At 70.5% G+C, this 16,211-nt stretch carries 15 protein-coding genes; 13 read left to right on the forward strand and 2 right to left on the reverse strand.

What is annotated here, in order from left to right:
* Window positions 1-94: 94 nt before the first annotated feature.
* Window positions 95-817: a GntR family transcriptional regulator gene (locus HL658_RS18495; RefSeq protein WP_180286095.1), complete on the reverse strand. Its 723-nt coding sequence runs from the start codon at window positions 815-817 to the stop codon at window positions 95-97.
* A gap of 135 nt (window positions 818-952) precedes the next feature.
* On the opposite strand from HL658_RS18495, the gene HL658_RS18500 reads away from it, so the two are divergent.
* The 7 genes from HL658_RS18500 to HL658_RS18530 are packed head-to-tail and all read left to right on the forward strand — an operon-like array spanning window position 953 to window position 8,184.
* Window positions 953-1,930, forward strand: coding sequence for a tripartite tricarboxylate transporter substrate-binding protein (locus HL658_RS18500; protein WP_180286096.1), 978 nt, complete (start codon window positions 953-955; stop codon window positions 1,928-1,930).
* A 48-nt stretch (window positions 1,931-1,978) separates the two neighbouring features.
* Window positions 1,979-2,470 carry a tripartite tricarboxylate transporter TctB family protein gene (locus HL658_RS18505; protein ID WP_180286097.1) on the forward strand — a complete coding sequence of 164 codons (492 nt, stop codon included), beginning with the start codon at window positions 1,979-1,981 and terminating at the stop codon, window positions 2,468-2,470.
* A gap of 22 nt (window positions 2,471-2,492) precedes the next feature.
* Window positions 2,493-4,025, forward strand: coding sequence for a tripartite tricarboxylate transporter permease (locus tag HL658_RS37205; RefSeq protein ID WP_180286098.1), 1,533 nt, complete (start codon window positions 2,493-2,495; stop codon window positions 4,023-4,025).
* The gene (locus HL658_RS38040) at window positions 4,022-5,161 is read left to right on the forward strand and encodes a mandelate racemase/muconate lactonizing enzyme family protein (protein ID WP_180286099.1); all 1,140 of its coding nucleotides are present in this window, start codon (window positions 4,022-4,024) and stop codon (window positions 5,159-5,161) included. The genes HL658_RS37205 and HL658_RS38040 overlap by 4 nt, the downstream gene beginning before the upstream one ends.
* An 11-nt stretch (window positions 5,162-5,172) precedes the next feature.
* On the forward strand, window positions 5,173-6,069 hold the full coding sequence (locus tag HL658_RS18520) for a fumarylacetoacetate hydrolase family protein (protein ID WP_180286100.1): 897 nt from the start codon (window positions 5,173-5,175) through the stop codon (window positions 6,067-6,069).
* Window positions 6,062-7,036: an NAD(P)-dependent oxidoreductase gene (locus tag HL658_RS18525; protein ID WP_180286101.1), complete on the forward strand. Its 975-nt coding sequence runs from the start codon at window positions 6,062-6,064 to the stop codon at window positions 7,034-7,036. The genes HL658_RS18520 and HL658_RS18525 overlap by 8 nt, the downstream gene beginning before the upstream one ends.
* Window positions 7,037-7,044: 8 nt before the next feature.
* Entirely contained in the window at window positions 7,045-8,184 is a 1,140-nt protein-coding gene (locus HL658_RS18530; protein WP_180286102.1) for a mandelate racemase/muconate lactonizing enzyme family protein, read from the forward strand.
* A 31-nt stretch (window positions 8,185-8,215) separates the two neighbouring features.
* Here the strand turns inward: HL658_RS18530 and HL658_RS18535 are convergent, their stop codons facing one another.
* A complete protein-coding gene (locus tag HL658_RS18535) occupies window positions 8,216-8,722 on the reverse strand; it encodes an RNA polymerase sigma factor (RefSeq protein ID WP_343055201.1) in 507 nt (168 codons plus the stop codon).
* 304 nt (window positions 8,723-9,026) lie between these two features.
* Between HL658_RS18535 and HL658_RS18540 the strand changes: the two genes are divergently transcribed.
* The 6 genes from HL658_RS18540 (at window position 9,027) to HL658_RS18565 (ending at window position 16,108) form a co-directional block, all read left to right on the forward strand.
* The gene (locus tag HL658_RS18540) at window positions 9,027-10,046 is read left to right on the forward strand and encodes a FecR family protein (protein ID WP_180286104.1); all 1,020 of its coding nucleotides are present in this window, start codon (window positions 9,027-9,029) and stop codon (window positions 10,044-10,046) included.
* An 80-nt stretch (window positions 10,047-10,126) separates the two neighbouring features.
* The gene (locus tag HL658_RS18545; RefSeq protein WP_343055203.1) at window positions 10,127-12,448 is read left to right on the forward strand and encodes a TonB-dependent receptor; all 2,322 of its coding nucleotides are present in this window, start codon (window positions 10,127-10,129) and stop codon (window positions 12,446-12,448) included.
* A 97-nt stretch (window positions 12,449-12,545) separates the two neighbouring features.
* Complete coding sequence (locus tag HL658_RS18550; RefSeq protein ID WP_211109788.1) at window positions 12,546-13,478, forward strand: siderophore ABC transporter substrate-binding protein; 933 nt, start codon at window positions 12,546-12,548, stop codon at window positions 13,476-13,478.
* Window positions 13,475-14,416 (forward strand): ABC transporter permease, encoded by a 942-nt coding sequence (locus HL658_RS18555; RefSeq protein ID WP_180286106.1) that lies wholly within the window; start codon window positions 13,475-13,477, stop codon window positions 14,414-14,416. The genes HL658_RS18550 and HL658_RS18555 overlap by 4 nt, the downstream gene beginning before the upstream one ends.
* Window positions 14,409-15,350, forward strand: a complete 942-nt coding sequence (locus HL658_RS18560; RefSeq protein WP_180286107.1) for an iron chelate uptake ABC transporter family permease subunit — start codon at window positions 14,409-14,411, stop codon at window positions 15,348-15,350. The genes HL658_RS18555 and HL658_RS18560 overlap by 8 nt, the downstream gene beginning before the upstream one ends.
* Entirely contained in the window at window positions 15,347-16,108 is a 762-nt protein-coding gene (locus HL658_RS18565; protein ID WP_180286108.1) for an iron ABC transporter ATP-binding protein, read from the forward strand. The genes HL658_RS18560 and HL658_RS18565 overlap by 4 nt, the downstream gene beginning before the upstream one ends.
* Window positions 16,109-16,211 lie beyond the last annotated feature (103 nt).

Here is a 16,211-nt window from a genome sequence, read left to right on the forward strand (position 1 = left end):
ACGTATTATTCGCACGTCGATATGGCCGAGTGCCGGATGCGCAGGATGTGGGCGGCAACGATTGGCCACCGGGTGCGACCCACCCCTGCCCCGGTCACGACGCGCCCGTCACCAGCAGCGCCTGTGGTTTCCGGATGCGCCCTGTCGGATCGGCGAGGCCGAGCAGGTAGGACTCGGCCTCCTTGATGTCGGCGACGATTTCCGCCTCGGCCCTGTCGGCGTCGCCCTGCCGGATGGCGTCGAGCACGTTGCCGTGGTGGTCGGTGCCCTTCAGTGTCAGCACATATTCCGGGAGGACGAAGGTCAGCACCGGACCGCAGCGCAGCCAGAGATTTTCGATCACGTCGTACAGGATCGGATTCCCCGCCATCTCATAGATGCCGAAATGGAAGCGGCGGTGGATGTCGAGATAGGAATCGAGATCACGCCGGGCGATGAGGGCCCGCATGGTGTCCAGCCGTTCCTCCAGCACCGCGAGGTCGCGCGGCGTCCGCCGCAGGGCCGCCTCCCGCGCGGCGCGGCCTTCCAGCTCCGTGCGCACGACGGTCAGGTGGCGCAGCGTGCCGGTGCCGACGTCGGGAACGACGGCCGAGTTGCGGGCTCCCTGTTCCAGCACGCCCTGGGCGACCAGCCGCATCACCGCGTCGCGCACCGGGGTGATCGACGTGCCGAAGATTTCCGCGAGATGGCGCAGCGTCAGGCTGCGGCCGGGTTCGAACCGGCCGCCCAGCAGCGCATCGCGCAACTGCGCCTGGGCAAGGCCCCACAGGCGGTCCCGGTCGATCCGTTGCAGGGACCCGTCGGGCGCATCGGTCATGTCGCTCCTCCTCAAGGATCGGGCGGGGCATCGCTGCCGGTCACGGTGATCCGCCGAACGGATTATCACACCGGCCTTGACAGCGTCATCGGCCGATGTTTGTTATAACAAACAACAAACGAGGAGGGAACAGCCGTGATCATCGCACGCCGCGCCATACTCGCCGCCCTGACGGCAGCCACCATCGCCGGCCCCGCCGCCCTGGCCCATGCCCAGTCCGGCTATCCCACGCGCGAGGTGCGTTGGGTGATTCCGTGGAACGCCGGTGGCTCCAACGACATCATGGCCCGCGTCTTGCTACCGATCCTGGAGAAGGAAGGCCTGCGCGTCGTCATCGAGAACGTGCCCGGTGGCACCGGTGCCATCGGCATGGGACAGGTGGCGACCGCGCGCACCGACGGCTACACCATCGGCAACGGCACCAGCTCCACCCTTGCCATCATCGCGCAGGGCAAGGTCCCGCTGAAGAACGAGCAGTTCGACCACATCATCCGAGTCTCGGTGGACCCGCTGATCCTGGTCGTGTCGGGCAAGAGCGGGTTCAAGACGCTCGACGAATTCCTCGCCCACATGAAGGCCAACCCGGGCAAGGTCACCATCGCCACGCCGGGCTCCAACAACATCAACCACATCTTCGCCGCGATGACCGCGCGCGGGGCGGGCGTCGATTACCGGCACGTTCCCTATCCCGGCGGATCCCGCGTCGTGGCCGAGCTGATGGGCGGGCAGGTCCAGGCGGGCGTGCTGAAGCCCAGTGAGACCATGGAGCAGATCAAGTCCGGCGACCTGCGCCCGCTCGGCGTCTTCGAGAACAAGCGGTTGGACGCGCTGGGCGACGTGCCGACCTTCAAGGAGAAGGGCATCGACGTCTTCCCCTACGGCCCGGTGGTGCAGATGGCCTACATCGCCGCCCCGGCCGGGCTCGACCCGAAGGTGCGCGACACGCTCACGACCAAGTTCAAGGCCGCGCTGACCAGCGCCGAGTTCAAGGACTTCGCGGCGAAGAACGGCTTCATCATCGATCCGCTGTCGGGCAAGGAGCTCGACGCCGAGGTGTCGAAGGTCGCCGACGCCCTGGCCGAAGTGGCCAAGCACGTCTTCGCCAAGCCGTAACGCCTTGTCCGGCGGCGCCCGCCGCCGGCCTCCATCCGGAGCCACGCCATGCCGACCATGCGTCTGGCGGCCGGTGCCGCTGTGTCCCTTCTGCTGCTCGCGCTGTGCGCCCTGCTGGCCGGGCCGTCCTTCGAACTGCCCGGCGCTGCTCCCGACGGTGGGATCGGCGCCGGCGCCCTGCCCCGCTTCGTCGTGGTCGCCGTCGCCGTCCTGGCCGTCGCCGTCTTCGTCCAGCAGGTGATGGCGGCTCGTGCGGGCCGGGCCGTGCATGCCGACGACGGGGCGGACGAGGCGGACCCGCGTCGTGTCCTCGGGCTGGGGGCCGGCGTGCTGGTGCTGCTGGCCGGCTACGCCTACGGCTGGACCGTGGCCGGCTTCCTGCCGGCCACCATCGCCTTCATCCTGGCGCTGGGATTGCTGCTGGTCCCCGCCGAAAGCCGCACCCCGCGCGGCCTTCTGGTCATCGCCGCCACGGCGGTGCTGTTCAGCCTGGGGGTGTGGGGGCTGTTCGTCCACATCCTCGCGGTGCCGCTGCGCTGACGAGCCCTGCAAGGACAATCCCATGGACATCCTGTCGAGCCTGGGGACGGCTCTCCTCTTCGAGCTGTCGAACCCCTACGGGCTCGCCCTCATCCTGTTCGGCGTGGTGGTCGGCTTCGCCTTCGGCGCCACGCCGGGGCTGACCGCGACGATGGGCGTCGCGCTGTTCATCCCGCTCACCTTCCCGCTGCCGCCCGACCTGGCGGTCGGCATGATGGTGGCGCTCTATTGCGGGTCGATGGCGGGCGGCGCCATCCCGGCCATCCTCATCAACATCCCCGGCACGCCATCCGCCGTGGTGACGACGCTGGACGGCCATCCCATGGCGCGGCAGGGAAAGGCGGCGCGTGCCTATGGCTGGGCGCTGATCTCCTCCATCGCCGGCGGGCTGATTTCCTGGCTGGCGCTCGCCACCATCGCACCGGCGCTGGCCCGCGTGGCGCTGATGCTGGGACCGGCGGAATACGCGGCGACCGCACTGCTGGGCATGACCATCATCGCCTCCATCGTGCCGGGGCAGGTGCTGAAAGGACTGCTGGGCGCGATCATCGGCGTCGGGCTGTCGGTGGTCGGGCTGGACCAGATCACCGGCGAGGCGCGATGGACCTTTGAAACGCTGGCGCTGATCCGCGGCATCGACATCATGCCGGCGCTGATCGGGCTTCTGGTCATTCCCGAGCTGATGAACTCCCTGTTCGAGCGACGGGCGAGCGCCCGCGCGCCGACCGACCTCAAGGGAATGTTCCCCAGCCTGTCGGAGTGGATGGGGCAGGCGGTGAACACCGTACGCTCTGCGGTGATCGGCACGGCCATCGGCATCGTGCCGGCGCTCGGCGGCAGCGTCGGTTCGCTGATCGCCTACGACCAGGCCAAGCGCTTCGACCGCGACGGCGCCCGCTACGGCAAGGGCGCGCCCGGCGGCGTGGTGGCGTCGGAAGCGGCCAACAACGGTGTCACCGGCGGCGCGATGATCCCGCTGCTGACGCTGGGCATTCCCGGCGACACCGTCACCGCAATGCTGCTGGGCGGCCTGATGATCCACGGGCTTCAGCCGGGGCCGCGGCTGTTCGAGACCAGCGGCGACATCGTGTGGGCGATCATCGCCACCATGCTGCTCGCCAACATCGCCATCGCCGCGGTGGGGGTGGTCGGCTTCCGTTTCTTCGTGCGGATCCTGGACGTGCCCCGCCATCTGCTGGCCCCGGCGCTGTTCGTGCTGGCGGTGGTCGGCACCTACTCGCTGGCGAACCAGTGGTTCGACGTGGTGGTCATGCTGTGCCTGGGCACCTTCGGGTTCCTGCTGACCCTCGCCAACATCTCCGTCTACCCCATCGTCATCGGCGTGATCCTGGGGCCGCTCCTCGAATCCGAGGTGCGGCGCGCCCTGGTCATCAGCGGCGGCGACTGGAGCACCTTCCTAACCCGGCCCGGCTCCGCCGCCATCCTGGCGGTCGCGGTCGCGGCACTCGTCCTTCCCACGCTGCTCGCGCGCCTGAAAGGCAACGGCGCGGCGGGCGGCGGCACCCCCCATGCCACAGCGGAGCAGTCCAAGTGACGATCAAATCGGTCAAGACCCACGTCCTCAGCTCACCGGTCGAGCGCCCCTTCACCTCCTCGCGCGGGTGGCTCTACAAGACGCGCGGTACCTGCCTCGTCGAGATCGAGACGCGCGACGGCGTCGTCGGCTGGGGCGAGTGCTACGGCCCGTCGGCGGTCGCCAAGGCCTTCATCGACACCCAGCTCGGGCCCCGCGTGGTCGGCCGCGACCCCTTCGACGTCGAGGTGGTGTGGGAGGACCTGTACAACCGCATCAAGGATTATGGCCCCAAGGGCATGTCCATCGCCGCCATCAGCGGCATCGACATCGCGCTGTGGGACATCATCGGCAAGAGCTGCGGCAAGCCGGTGCACAAGCTGCTGGGCGGCGCCTTCCGGACGGAGGTGGACGCCTACGCCACCGGCCTCTACTTCACCGACATGGACCGCCTGATCGACGAGGCGGTGGAGGAGGCCGAGGGCTACGTCAAGGACGGCTTCAAGGCGGTGAAGATGAAGATCGGCCTCGGCTCCATCGAGCGCGACGTCGAGCGCGTCGCCGCCGTGCGCGCCGCCATCGGCCCGGACATCCGGCTGATGGTGGACGCCAACCACTGCTTCTCCGTGCCCACCGCCATCCGGCTCGGCCGGCGGCTGGAGGAGTTCGACATCGAATGGTTCGAGGAGCCGATCTCGCCGGAGGACATCGACGGCTACGTCGAGGTCAGCCGCGCGCTCGACATGGCGGTGGCCGGCGGTGAGAACGAGTTCACCCGCTGGGGCTTCCGCGACGCCATCGTGCGCAAGGCCATGGATATCGTGCAGCCCGACGTGTGCGCCGCCGGCGGCCTGACCGAGTGCAAGAAGATCGCCGCCGTCGCCTCCACCCACGGGGTCGAATGCGTGCCGCACGCGTGGGGTTCGGCCATCGGTCTCGCCGCGACGGTGCATTTCCTCGCCTCCCTCGCCGACCAGCCGCCGAGCCTCTTCCCTTTCCCGCCGATGCTCGAGTTCGAGCAGTGCGAGAACCCGTTCCGCGACCATCTCTCCACCGTTCCGATCCACCAGGTGGACGGCAAGGTGGCGGTTCCGACGGGTCCGGGCCTCGGCATCGAGATCGATCGCTCGATCATCGACCGCTACCGCGTCGGCTGACGGAGGGGGCGATGCGCTTCGTCACCTTCCGCCACGAGGGGCGGGAACGGGCCGGCGTGCTCGATGGCGACGCGGCCACCGGCAGCGTCGTCGACCTCGGGCACGAGGCCATGCGCGCGGCGCTCGGCGGCCTGCCGCCGTCGGTCGAGGCGTTCCTTGAGCATGGGCTTGCCGATGTCGTCGCCGCCGTCGCGCGGCATGGGTTCGCGGACGACGCCCGGCTGCCAGCCGGCGCGGTCGCGCTGCTCGCCCCATACCGGCCGCGGCGGATCGTCGGCGCCGCCTTCAACTTCCGCGACGCGCTGGCCGAGCGGGGCATGCCGTCGCCGGCCGCACCGGTGCTTTTCGAGAAGCTGCCGGAGACGGTGGTCGGGCCCGGCGATGCCATCGTGCTGCCGGCCGGGATCGGCGGCGTCACCTACGAGGCGGAGTTGGCCGCGGTGATCGGCCGCGTCTGCCGCGACGTGGACGAGGCCGACGCGCTGTCGGTCGTCGCCGGCTACGCCGCCTTCAACGATGTCAGCGCCAGCGCGCTCATCAAGCGGGACGGCCGTTTCGACCGCGGCAAGAACCTGCCCACCTTCGGCCCGCTCGGTCCCTGGCTGGCGACCGCCGACGAGATTCCGGACCCGCAGGCGCTGCGGCTGGGGCTGGCGATGGACGGCGAGACGCTCCAGGACGGCACCACCGCCGACATGCTGTTCGGTGTCGCCGCCCTGATCGCCCACGTCTCGCGCGCCGGGGAACTGCGCCCCGGCGACCTGATCGCCACCGGCACGCCGGCCGGCGTCGCCCCCGTCCGCAACCCGCCGACCTGGCTGCGTCCCGGCTCCACCGTCGCCCTGTGGGTCGACCGGCTCGGCACCCTGTCCAACCCCGTCGTGGAAGGAGCCACCTTCGATGGCTGACCGCCCCACCCTGCTTCTCACCAACCCCATGCACCCCGACGGCGCGGCCCTGTTGGAACCGCAGGCCCGGTTGGTCACCGCGCCCGACACGAAGCCGGAGACGCTGCGCGCACTGGCCGCCGAGGCCGACGGCATCATCGTGCGCGCCAAACTGCCGGACGACATCTGCGACCACGCGCCCAGGCTGCGCGGGATCGTGCGGCACGGGGTGGGGCTCGACTTCATCCCCGTCGCCGCCGCCACCGCGCGCGGCATCCCGGTCGCCAACCTTCCGGGCAGCAACACCCAGACGGTCGCGGAATACTGCCTCGCCGCGATCCTCAGCCTGCGCCGGCCGCTGCTGTCAATGGACGCCCGGCTGCGGCGCGATGGTTGGCTGCCGGCACGCGGCATGGCGGACCCGCTGACCGAGATCGGTGGCACCACGCTGGGCGTGGTGGGCGTCGGCACCATCGGTGGCCGGGTGGCGCGGATCGCGCGCGAGGGTTTCGGCATGACCGTGCTCGGCGCCTCGCGCCGCGCCGGCCGCATGCCGCCGGGGGTGGAGGAGGCCGCACTCGACGACCTCTTCGCCCGCAGCGACGCCGTGGTGCTGACCTGCCCGCTGACCGACGAGACCCGCGGGCTGGTGGACGACCGGCGGCTCGGGCTGATGAAACCGCACGCGGTGATCGTCAACGTTTCGCGCGGGCCGGTGATCGACACCGCGGCACTGGAGCGCGCGCTCAACGCCAGGACCATCGGCGGGGCCGCGCTCGATGTCTTCGACGTGCAGCCGCTGCCGCCCGACGACCCGCTGTTCGCCTGCCCCAACCTGCTGCTGACGCCGCACGCGGCCGGCATCACCGCCACCAGCATGCGGACCATGAGCATCGGTGCCGCGGAGGAGATGCTGCGCATCCTGCGCGGCGACGATCCCGTCAACCTCGTCAACCCTGAATACCGGCCCGAACACCGAAAGGCGTGAGTCCCGCCATGCGCATCACCGAACTCCGCGCCGTCCCCATCTCCTTCCGCGTGCCCGAGGGGCAGAACGTGCGGCTCGGCATCGGCCGTGCCGTCAAGCGGGACGCGGTGCTGGTCCGCGTCCGCACCGACGAGGGCATCACCGGCTGGGGCGAGGCGCACCACGGCCGCTGCCCCGGCGCCATCGCCAAGCTGATCGACACCACCATGGCCGAGCTGGTCGTCGGCATGGACGCCTTCGACACGGTCGGCGTGTGGAACCGCGTCTACCGCATGCAGCTCGCCAGCCATGGCATGGGGGCCGCGGCGGCGCTGGCGCTGAGCGGTGTCGACCTGGCGCTGTGGGACATCCGCGGCAAGGCCTGCGGCTGGCCGCTGTACCGGCTGCTGGGCGGCGCGTCGCGGCCGATCCGCGCCTACGCCGGCGGCATCTCGCTCGGCTGGCAGGAGCCGGCGTCGCTCGCCGAGGAGGCCCGGCGCTATGTGGAGCAGGGCTACCGCGCGCTGAAGCTGCGTGTCGGTGACACCCCGAAGCGGGACGTCGAGCGGGTGCGGGCGGTGCGCGAGGCCGTCGGCTCCGGCATCGACATCCTGGTGGACGGCAACACCGGCTGCACCCTGGACGACGTGCGCCGGGTCATGCCGGTTTACGAAGACCTGGATATCGGCTGGCTGGAGGAGCCGTTCCCGCCGCACGACCACCGCAGCTACGCCGACGCCGCCGCGCTGGGCACCGTGCCGCTGGCGGCGGGCGAGAACCACTACACCCGCTTCGAGTTCAGCCGACTGCTGGAGGACGGGAACGTCGGCTTCGTGCAGCCGGACCTGTCGAAGACCGGCGGCGTGACCGAGACGATGCGCATCGCCGCGATGGCGTCGGCGGCCAAGATCACCGTGAACCCGCACACATCGGCCACCGGCATCAACATGGCCGCCTCCATCCACCTGTTGGCGGCGGTGGACAACCCCGGTTATTTCGAGGGCGACGTCGCCCGTCACAACCCGTTCCGCGACGAGGTCGGCGGCATCCCCTACACGCTCGACGCCGACGGGTGCGTGCGACCGCTGGAGGGGCCGGGCATCGGCATCGAGGTCGACGAACGCTTCGTGGCGGCGCACCCGCTGATCGAAGGCCCCTGTTACGTCTGACGGCACGAGCGCGGGCGGTCGTCCCCTCGGATCACCGCTCGCGCTCGGCCCGCGACAAGGCATCGGCCATGTGACCCATCGCCAGCTTCATGTCGTTGAACACGGTGCCCGGCGACACGCCGAGATGCTCCGCGATCGCGGGATAGGACCAGCCCTCCAGCCGGTTCAGCATCCACACCCGGCGCGCCCGTTCCGGAAGGGAATCCAGCGCGCCGCGGAAGCGGTCCAGCCGCTCTCGCTGGAGCATGCGGTCTTCCGCGGAGGGGGTTCCGCAGGGCACGTGCGACACATCCACCATCTCCGACGAGCCGATCTCGACGCGGGCCTTGGCCTGGCGCCGGCGCAGATGGTCGAGCGCCAGATTCCGCACGGTGCGGCAGAGGAAGCCGGCGACGTTCTCGATCGGACCCTTTTCCGCCGCGTGATGAGCGCGCAGATAGCTTTCCTGGATCAGATCCTCGGCCGTCTCGCGGTCGCGGACGATCCGCTGCGCCTGCCCGAGCAGCAAGGCACGATGGTCCAGGTAGATCGATTGCACGGATTTGGGCATGGTCCGGCCTGTGGTCGGCGCGCAGGCGTGAATGGCGGTGGCGGAGACGGCGGATTTTTATTAAGCAACTGACTATCATTCGCAAATATTGATGTCAAGACGCGGTCACCGGGAGGGTGCGGATCGGTTGCACGGGTGTGTGCTACCCGACACGGCTCCCGGTTCCAATCGGCGGCCGTTCCGCGCTACACTCGGCGAGGGTCCCGCGGCAACCCTGGATCGCGCGCTCCATCACCGTTGCAGGACATCCGGGCCGGCGTCAGGTCCGGACAGGCAGATGCGAATGGCCACCATGGATCAGCACAGCGACGACGGATACCGGCAGGGCGGCTCCGGTCAGGGCGACGCCTTCCGGCACTCCGATCCCATCACCGACGCGGCGCTCGACTGGTACGTCACACTTCAGAGCGGCGTGGTGGATGCGGAGACGCTGTCCGCGTTCCAAGCTTGGCGGTCCTGCGACCAACGGCACGCAACCGCCTACGACCGGCTGGCCGGAATCGACAGGATGCCCGAGCTGCGGATGGCCACCCTGGAACACGCCGCCGCGACGGCCATCCCATCCGCACCCCGTCGCAGCACCCCGCGCCCGCGGGTTCGCATGCGCATCGCCTCGCTGATGACCGCCACGGTGCTGTTGGCCATCGGCCTTCACCTCTATCCGGAGCTCGGCCTGGCCCTGAACGCCGATGTGCGCACCTCGGCCGGGGAGCGGCGCCAAGTCACGCTGCCCGACGGTTCGCGCATGATGCTGAACACGGCATCGGCCGCCGCGTTCGATTTCGGCGGGGACCGGCGTTCCGTGCGGCTGCTGGCGGGCGAGGCCTATTTCGAGGTGGTGCCCGACGCCGCACGCCCGTTCACGGTCGCCGCCGGCCACAGCACCGTCCGCGTCACCGGCACCGCCTTCGCCGTGCGCACCGGCGATGCGGAGGACAGCATCGTGCTGGAACACGGCCGGATCGTCGTCGACCGGCCGGGAGGGAGCGACCCGGCGCTGGAACTCATCCCCGGTGACCGGGTGACGGCCAGCGCGCGCGGCCTGTCGGCGATCGTCCGGGCCGAGCCGGCCACGCTGCTGGCGTGGCGCGACGGGCGCTACATCTTCCACGAGCAGCCCTTCTCGGCGGTCGTGGACGATTTGCGCCGCTATTACGGCGGCATCGTCCTGTCGCTCGGCCACCGTTCGGACCAGGAGCGGGTGAGCGGCAACTACCGCCTCGACGATCCGGTCGCCGCCCTGAAGGCCGTGGCCGGCATCGCCGGCGTGCCGATGACCGTGCTTCCCGGCGGTTTCATCATCATCGGCTGAGATCCGTCGAAGTTTTTTTGTGAGACGCCCCGGCCCCGTGCGTCGGGTGGAGATGAGGGGCGACGGATCCCGCCGGGACCGTGCCCTCCGCCATCGCCATCGGACGGGAGTTGTGGGGCATGCTGGGCCGGACGGACACTGGATCGACAGTCAACGCGCGTGTTCGGAAGGCGGCCGCCCCTCCCCTGCTCGCAGCCCTGCTGGCGTCGATCGCACCGATGGTGCTCACCTCACCGGTCGCGGCCCAGACGTCGGCTCCCGCGGGAGTCAGCTTCGCGCTGCCGGCCCAGCCGCTGCCGGCGGCGATCGACGCGTTCAGCCGGCAGACCGGCTGGCAGATCGGCTATTCCAGCTCTCTCGCCGCCGGCGTCATGGCACGGCCGGTCACCGGCACCATGACCCCGTCCCAGGCGCTCGACACCCTGCTCGCCGGCACCGGCGTGACCTACCGCCTGACCGGCCCCTCCACCGCGACTCTGGTGGCCGCCCCGGCGCCCGCACCGCAGGATGGCGCCGCCGTGCTCCCCCCGGTCACCATCTCGGCCGCCGGACAATGGGAGGTCAGCCGCACCACCATCACGCCGGAGGAGATCGAGCGCAAGAACCCGCAGGACATCCGCGACGTCTTCAAGGGCGAGCCCGGCATCCGCGTCGGCAGCTCGATCCCGATGTCGCAGAAGGTCTATGTGAACGGGGTGGAGGAGACCAACCTCGCCGTCAGCATCGACGGCAGCCGCCAGAACAACAAGGTCTTCCACCACAACGGCACGACCCTTCTCGATCCCGCCTTCCTGAAGGTGGTGCGTGTCGATGCCGGCGTGGCGCCCGCCGATGCCGGTCCGGGCGCACTGGCCGGCGCGATCGCCTACGAGACCAAGGACGCCCGCGACCTGCTGGCCGGCGACGGTGTCGGCGCCTTCCTGAAATCGACCTTCAACACCAACGGCCCGTCGCTGGTGACCAGCGCCGCCGGCTATGGCCGCCAGCAGGGGGTGGAGGGGCTCGCCTACCTGACCTTCGGCAAGGGCGGCGAATACGCCGACGGTGACGGCCACCACGTGGCCGGCACCCGCACCGACCTGATCAGCGGGCTGGGCAAGGTCGCGATGGAGACGCGGGGCGGGCACCGCCTGCAACTCAGCCATGAGCGGGTGCACGACGACGCGGCGCGCCCCTACCGGGCCAACATCGGCTTCATCTCCGGCCGGCCGGGGTGGGAGCCCCGGGTCCGCGACTACAGCATGGACCGGCAGAACACCGTGCTGACCTACACCGACACCCAGCCGACCGCCCTGTGGAACCCGAAGCTGGTGCTCGCCTACGGCCGCACCCACATCGAGACGCCGATCTACCTGCGCCCGGCCGCTGGAAGCTCGACGTCGGGCAGCTATCCCGGCAACGGCAAGACCACCTCCTTCAACGGCAAGGCCGAGAACGTCTTCGACGTGGGCTTCGGCACGGTCACCGCGGGCGCCGATTTCTACCGGGACGAGGCGACCTACAACGACCCGACCTTCGCGGCCGGCGAGCGGGCAACCAACGCCGGCCTCTACGCCCAGGCGCGGCTGGCGCCCATCGAGCGGCTGCGGCTGTCCTTCGGTCTGCGCGGCGACCGCCAGCTCTTCCGCGGCACGACCGGCGAGGACTGGGACAACGCCGGGGTCAGCCGCAACATCTCCGGCGAGTTCGACCTGCTTCCCGGCCACCTGATCGCGAAGGCCGGCTATTCGCACAGCTGGGGCGGTATCCCGCTGGCCGAGAACTTCATCCTGAACACCGCCTGGCGTTACGGCGGCGGGCCGAGGCCGGTGTCCTCCGACAACGTCACCGCCGGGCTCGAGGCGCGCTACCAGGGGTTCAGCGTCGAGGGCCGCCTGTTCCGCACCAAGCTGGACGACGCCCGCGCCGCCCGCTTCGCCGTGACCAGCGGCACCCTCACCCACGACGTGCGCTCCGAAGGCTACGAGATCGGCGCCGGCTACGCCTGGCCGGACAGCTTCGTCCGGGCGAAGTTCGCCGACATCGACGTGACCATCGACGGCAAGCCGGTCGACTCCGATATCGGCACCTATCTGGCGACGCCGGTCGGCAAGGCGCTGACCTTGACCGGCGGGCACACCATCCAGCGTTGGAACCTCACGGTCGGCGCCGATCTCGAATATGTGTGGGACTACGACAAGTTGCAGGCCGGACAGCAGTCGCTGGACGGCTACACGGTGGTCAACCTCTTCGTGGAACACCGCATCCCGCAATACTCCGACTTGGCGCTGCGCCTGGACGTGCGCAACCTGTTCGACGCCACCTACGCCGACCGGGCGACCTACGGACAGGAATTCGACACGGTCACCCCCCTCTACCAGCCCGGACGGGCCTTCCTGATCTCCGCCTCGGCGACGTTCTGAACGGGGCGGGTGCGACTTTGCCGGACAACGACGGGACCGATCCGCCATGCTATCGCAGCAGCACACCGCAGGACCGGACAACATGCGGGCGAAGCCGGTGAGAAGGCCGCCCGGCCTTCTGCAGGCGACGTGGCTGGCGCTCGTCTTGGTGCTGCTGGCTCCCACGGTGTTGGCGATGCCGGGATGGGCGATGGAGGTGGCGACGGCGCGCGGCCCGGTCAGTGTCGACGGGATGCCGCGGCGCATCGCCGTGTTCGACATTGCGGCGGTGGACACGCTGGCGCGCCTGGGGATTCGGCCAGACGGGCTGCCGGACCGGCTGTACGTCCCGGACCTCGATGCAATGGCCGGGCGCGCCACCCGCGTCGGCACCATCCATGAACCCGATCTGGAAGCCCTCAGCGCCTTCGGCCCCGACCTCGTGATCGTGGGCGGGCGCTCCTCCCCCTGGCTGGACCAGGTTCGGCGTGTGGCCCCGGCCATCGACATGAGCATCGACGGACGCGACCTGCTGGTGCAGGCGCGCGCGCGTCTGGCAAGCTACGGCGCGCTGTTCGGCCGCCGTACGGAGGCCGACGCGGCAGCGGCCGAGCTGGACGCCGCGGTCATGCGGGCGCGCGATGCGATCCGTGGCAAGGGAACCGGCCTGATCGTCATGGCGAACGGCCCGAAGGTGTCCGCCTACGGCGCCGGCTCGCGTTTCGGCTGGATCCACACGGATCTCGGTCTTCCCCCGGCGGTTCCGGAGCTGAGCGGTGCCGCCGTCCATGGCGAGGCCGTGTCGTTCGAATTCATCCGCAAGGCCGATCCCGACTGGCTTCTGGTGCTCGACCGTGCCATGGCAATCGGCGAGCCGGGGGCCAAGGCCGGCAGCACGCTCGCCAACGAACTGGTGGCGCAGACCAGCGCCGCCCGTCATGGGCGCATCGTCCAATTGCCGCCCGCCGATGTCTACATCGCCGCCGGCGGCATCACCGCCACGCTGCGCGCGCTGGCCCGCATCGAGGCCGCCTTCCGCGCCGCGCCATGACCAGGGCCGGTGCCGCGGGCGTGCTCGTCCTCGTGGCGCTGTGCGGCGCCAGCCTCGCGACCGGGGTCGCCGACCTGTCCGCGGGCGGCGCCGAGAGCGTCGACACGCTGCTGATCAGCCGGCTGCCGCGCACCCTGGCGGTGGTGCTGGTCGGGGCGGGGCTCGCCGTCGCCGGGCTGGTGATGCAGACGTTGGCCCGCAACCGCTTCGTCGATCCGGGCATCGCCGGGACGGAACAGAGTGCCGCGCTCGGCATCCTGCTGGCGACGCTGCTGTGGCCCGCCGCGCCGCTGCCGGCAACGATGCTGGCGGCGACGCTGGCGGCGCTCGCCGGCTCCGGGGTGTTCCTGGCGCTGGCGCAACGCCTGCCACCCACCGAACCGCACCTGATGCCACTGTTCGGACTGATCTACGGCGGCGTCATCACGGCCGGGGTGACCTTCGTCGCTTGGCACATGGACCTGCTGCAATATCTCGACATCTGGCTGAACGGCGACTTCTCCGGCGTGCTGCGCGGCCGGTACGAGCTGCTGTGGGCGATCGCCGCCATGGTGGGGCTGGCATGGTGGCTGGCCGACGCACTGACGATCGCATCGCTGGGGCGGGAGGTCGGCACCGGGCTCGGCCTCGACTACGACCGCATGCTGCGGCTGGGATTGCTGATCGTCGCCATGGTCTCCGCGCTCACCGTGGTGGTGGTCGGACTGATCCCCTTCGTCGGGTTGATCGTGCCCAACCTCGTCTCCCGCCTGCGCGGCGACAACCTGCGCGGCACCCTGCCCTGGGTGGCCCTGGGCGGGGCGGCGCTGACCCTCGCCTGCGACGTGCTTGGCCGGGTCCTGCGCTATCCCTACGAGATTCCGGTCGGGACCACGCTGGGCGTGGTGGGTGCCGCCGGCTTCCTCGCCCTGCTGGCGCGGGAGCTGCGCCATGGCTGAGCGCGGGCTGTGGATCGCCGGTGCGGTGGCGCTGCTGGTGGCGGCGGTCTTCCTGGGGCTTGGCCTGCGTGGCAATCTCGCTTTCGTGTTGGAGCTGCGGGCGTTGCGTCTGCTCGGGCTGGTCCAGGTGGGAGTTGCGGTCGCGGTCGCCACCGTGCTGTTGCAGACGGTGACCGCCAACCGCATCCTCACCCCATCGGTCATGGGGCTCGACGCGCTCTACGTCCTGGGTCAGACGCTGCTGGTGTTCACCCTGGGGGGCATCGGCTACGCGTCGATCGACGCCCGCCTGCGCTTCGCCTGCGGGCTGCTGGTCATGATCGGGATGGCGCTGGTGGTGTTCCTGCCGCTGCTGCGCCGGCGGCTATCGCTCACCCTGTTGCTGCTGACCGGAGCCGTGCTCGGCATCCTCTTCCGCAGCCTGACCGCCCTGGTCGCGCGGCTGATCGACCCCAACGAGTTCGCCGTGGTCCAGGGGGCCAGCTACGCCAACTTCTCCGCCGTGCCCCCTGCCCTGCTCCTCCCCGGCCTGCTCCTGATCACCGCCGGTGTCGGGGTGGCGTGGGCGTGGCGGCACCGTCTGGACGTGATGTCTCTGGGACCGGACGCCGCGGTCAGCCTGGGCATCGACTGGATACCGGCGGTGACCGCGGTCCTCGGGCTGGTGGTGGTGCTGGTGGCGGCGTCCACGGCGCTGGTCGGGCCGGTCGCCTTCCTGGGGCTCCTGGTGGTGGCGCTGGCCGAGCGGCTGACCGGCACCCGACGCCACGCGGTGCTGCTGCCGGCCGCGGCGCTGATCGGCGTCGCCGTGCTGGTCGGCGGGCAGGCGACGCTCCAGCACGGGTTCGGCGGCGCCTCCACCCTGGGGGTGATCGTGGAGTTCGCGGGCGGACTCCTGTTCCTGGTTCTTCTGGCAGGCGGGCGGCGGGCATGATCGAGATCGAGGGCGTGTCCTTCGCACACCGCGGGACCCCGGTGCTGCGCGACGTGACGGTGAGCCTGCCGAAGGGCGGGCTGACCGCGCTGATCGGCCCGAACGGCGCCGGCAAGTCCACGCTGCTGTCGCTGGTCGCCCGGCTCCAGCCTCTCCAGTCCGGACGCATCGCGGTGGATGGCATGCCGGTGGACCGCACCCCCGGCCGGCTGCTCGCCCGGTCGCTGACCATCATGCGCCAGGACACCGGCCCGGTCGGGCGCCTGACCGTCCGGGAGCTGGTGGGGTTCGGCCGGTTTCCCCACAGCCGTGGCCGGCAGACCGCCGAGGACCACCGGCACATCGACGCCTCGCTCGAACGCTTCGACCTCGGCGACCTCGCCGCCCGCGGCCTGGACACGCTGTCGGGCGGGCAGCGGCAACGCGCCTTCGTGGCGATGGCCTTCTGCCAGGGAACGGACTACCTGTTGCTCGACGAACCGCTGAACAACCTGGACCCGATGTACGGCCGCCAGATGATGCGGCACCTGCGCGACGTGGTGGACGGCGGGCAGCGGACCGTGGTGATCGTGCTCCACGACATCAACTACGCGGCCGCCTACGCCGACCGCATCCTCGCCATGAAGGACGGCCGGATCCTGGCCGACGGCACGCCCGCCGAGGTGCTGACCCCCGACCGGCTGGAGGCGTTGTTCGGCTACCGCATGGAGGTGCGGGAGTTCGAAGGACGGGTGCACGTGCTGCATCACGGTCCGTGACCCGCTCCGCTGCCGTTGGACCCATCGATTAAGCAAGACTGGTACTACCGGCCCGTCGTCGCAGCGGCACACTTCGCATGCAAACCATTGCAGTGCAACAGAA

This window comes from Azospirillum oleiclasticum (assembly GCF_013423485.1).
Lineage (GTDB): Bacteria > Pseudomonadota > Alphaproteobacteria > Azospirillales > Azospirillaceae > Azospirillum > Azospirillum oleiclasticum.

Coding starts and splice junctions, on each gene's coding strand:
- HL658_RS18560 (WP_180286107.1), top strand. CDS start 14,409: ATGGCTGAGCGCGGGCTGTGGATCGCCGGTGCGGTGGCGCTGCTGGTG.
- HL658_RS18555 (WP_180286106.1), top strand. CDS start 13,475: ATGACCAGGGCCGGTGCCGCGGGCGTGCTCGTCCTCGTGGCGCTGTGC.
- HL658_RS18495 (WP_180286095.1), bottom strand. CDS start 817: ATGACCGATGCGCCCGACGGGTCCCTGCAACGGATCGACCGGGACCGC.
- HL658_RS18530 (WP_180286102.1), top strand. CDS start 7,045: ATGCGCATCACCGAACTCCGCGCCGTCCCCATCTCCTTCCGCGTGCCC.
- HL658_RS18520 (WP_180286100.1), top strand. CDS start 5,173: ATGCGCTTCGTCACCTTCCGCCACGAGGGGCGGGAACGGGCCGGCGTG.
- HL658_RS18565 (WP_180286108.1), top strand. CDS start 15,347: ATGATCGAGATCGAGGGCGTGTCCTTCGCACACCGCGGGACCCCGGTG.
- HL658_RS18525 (WP_180286101.1), top strand. CDS start 6,062: ATGGCTGACCGCCCCACCCTGCTTCTCACCAACCCCATGCACCCCGAC.
- HL658_RS37205 (WP_180286098.1), top strand. CDS start 2,493: ATGGACATCCTGTCGAGCCTGGGGACGGCTCTCCTCTTCGAGCTGTCG.
- HL658_RS18505 (WP_180286097.1), top strand. CDS start 1,979: ATGCCGACCATGCGTCTGGCGGCCGGTGCCGCTGTGTCCCTTCTGCTG.
- HL658_RS18540 (WP_180286104.1), top strand. CDS start 9,027: ATGGATCAGCACAGCGACGACGGATACCGGCAGGGCGGCTCCGGTCAG.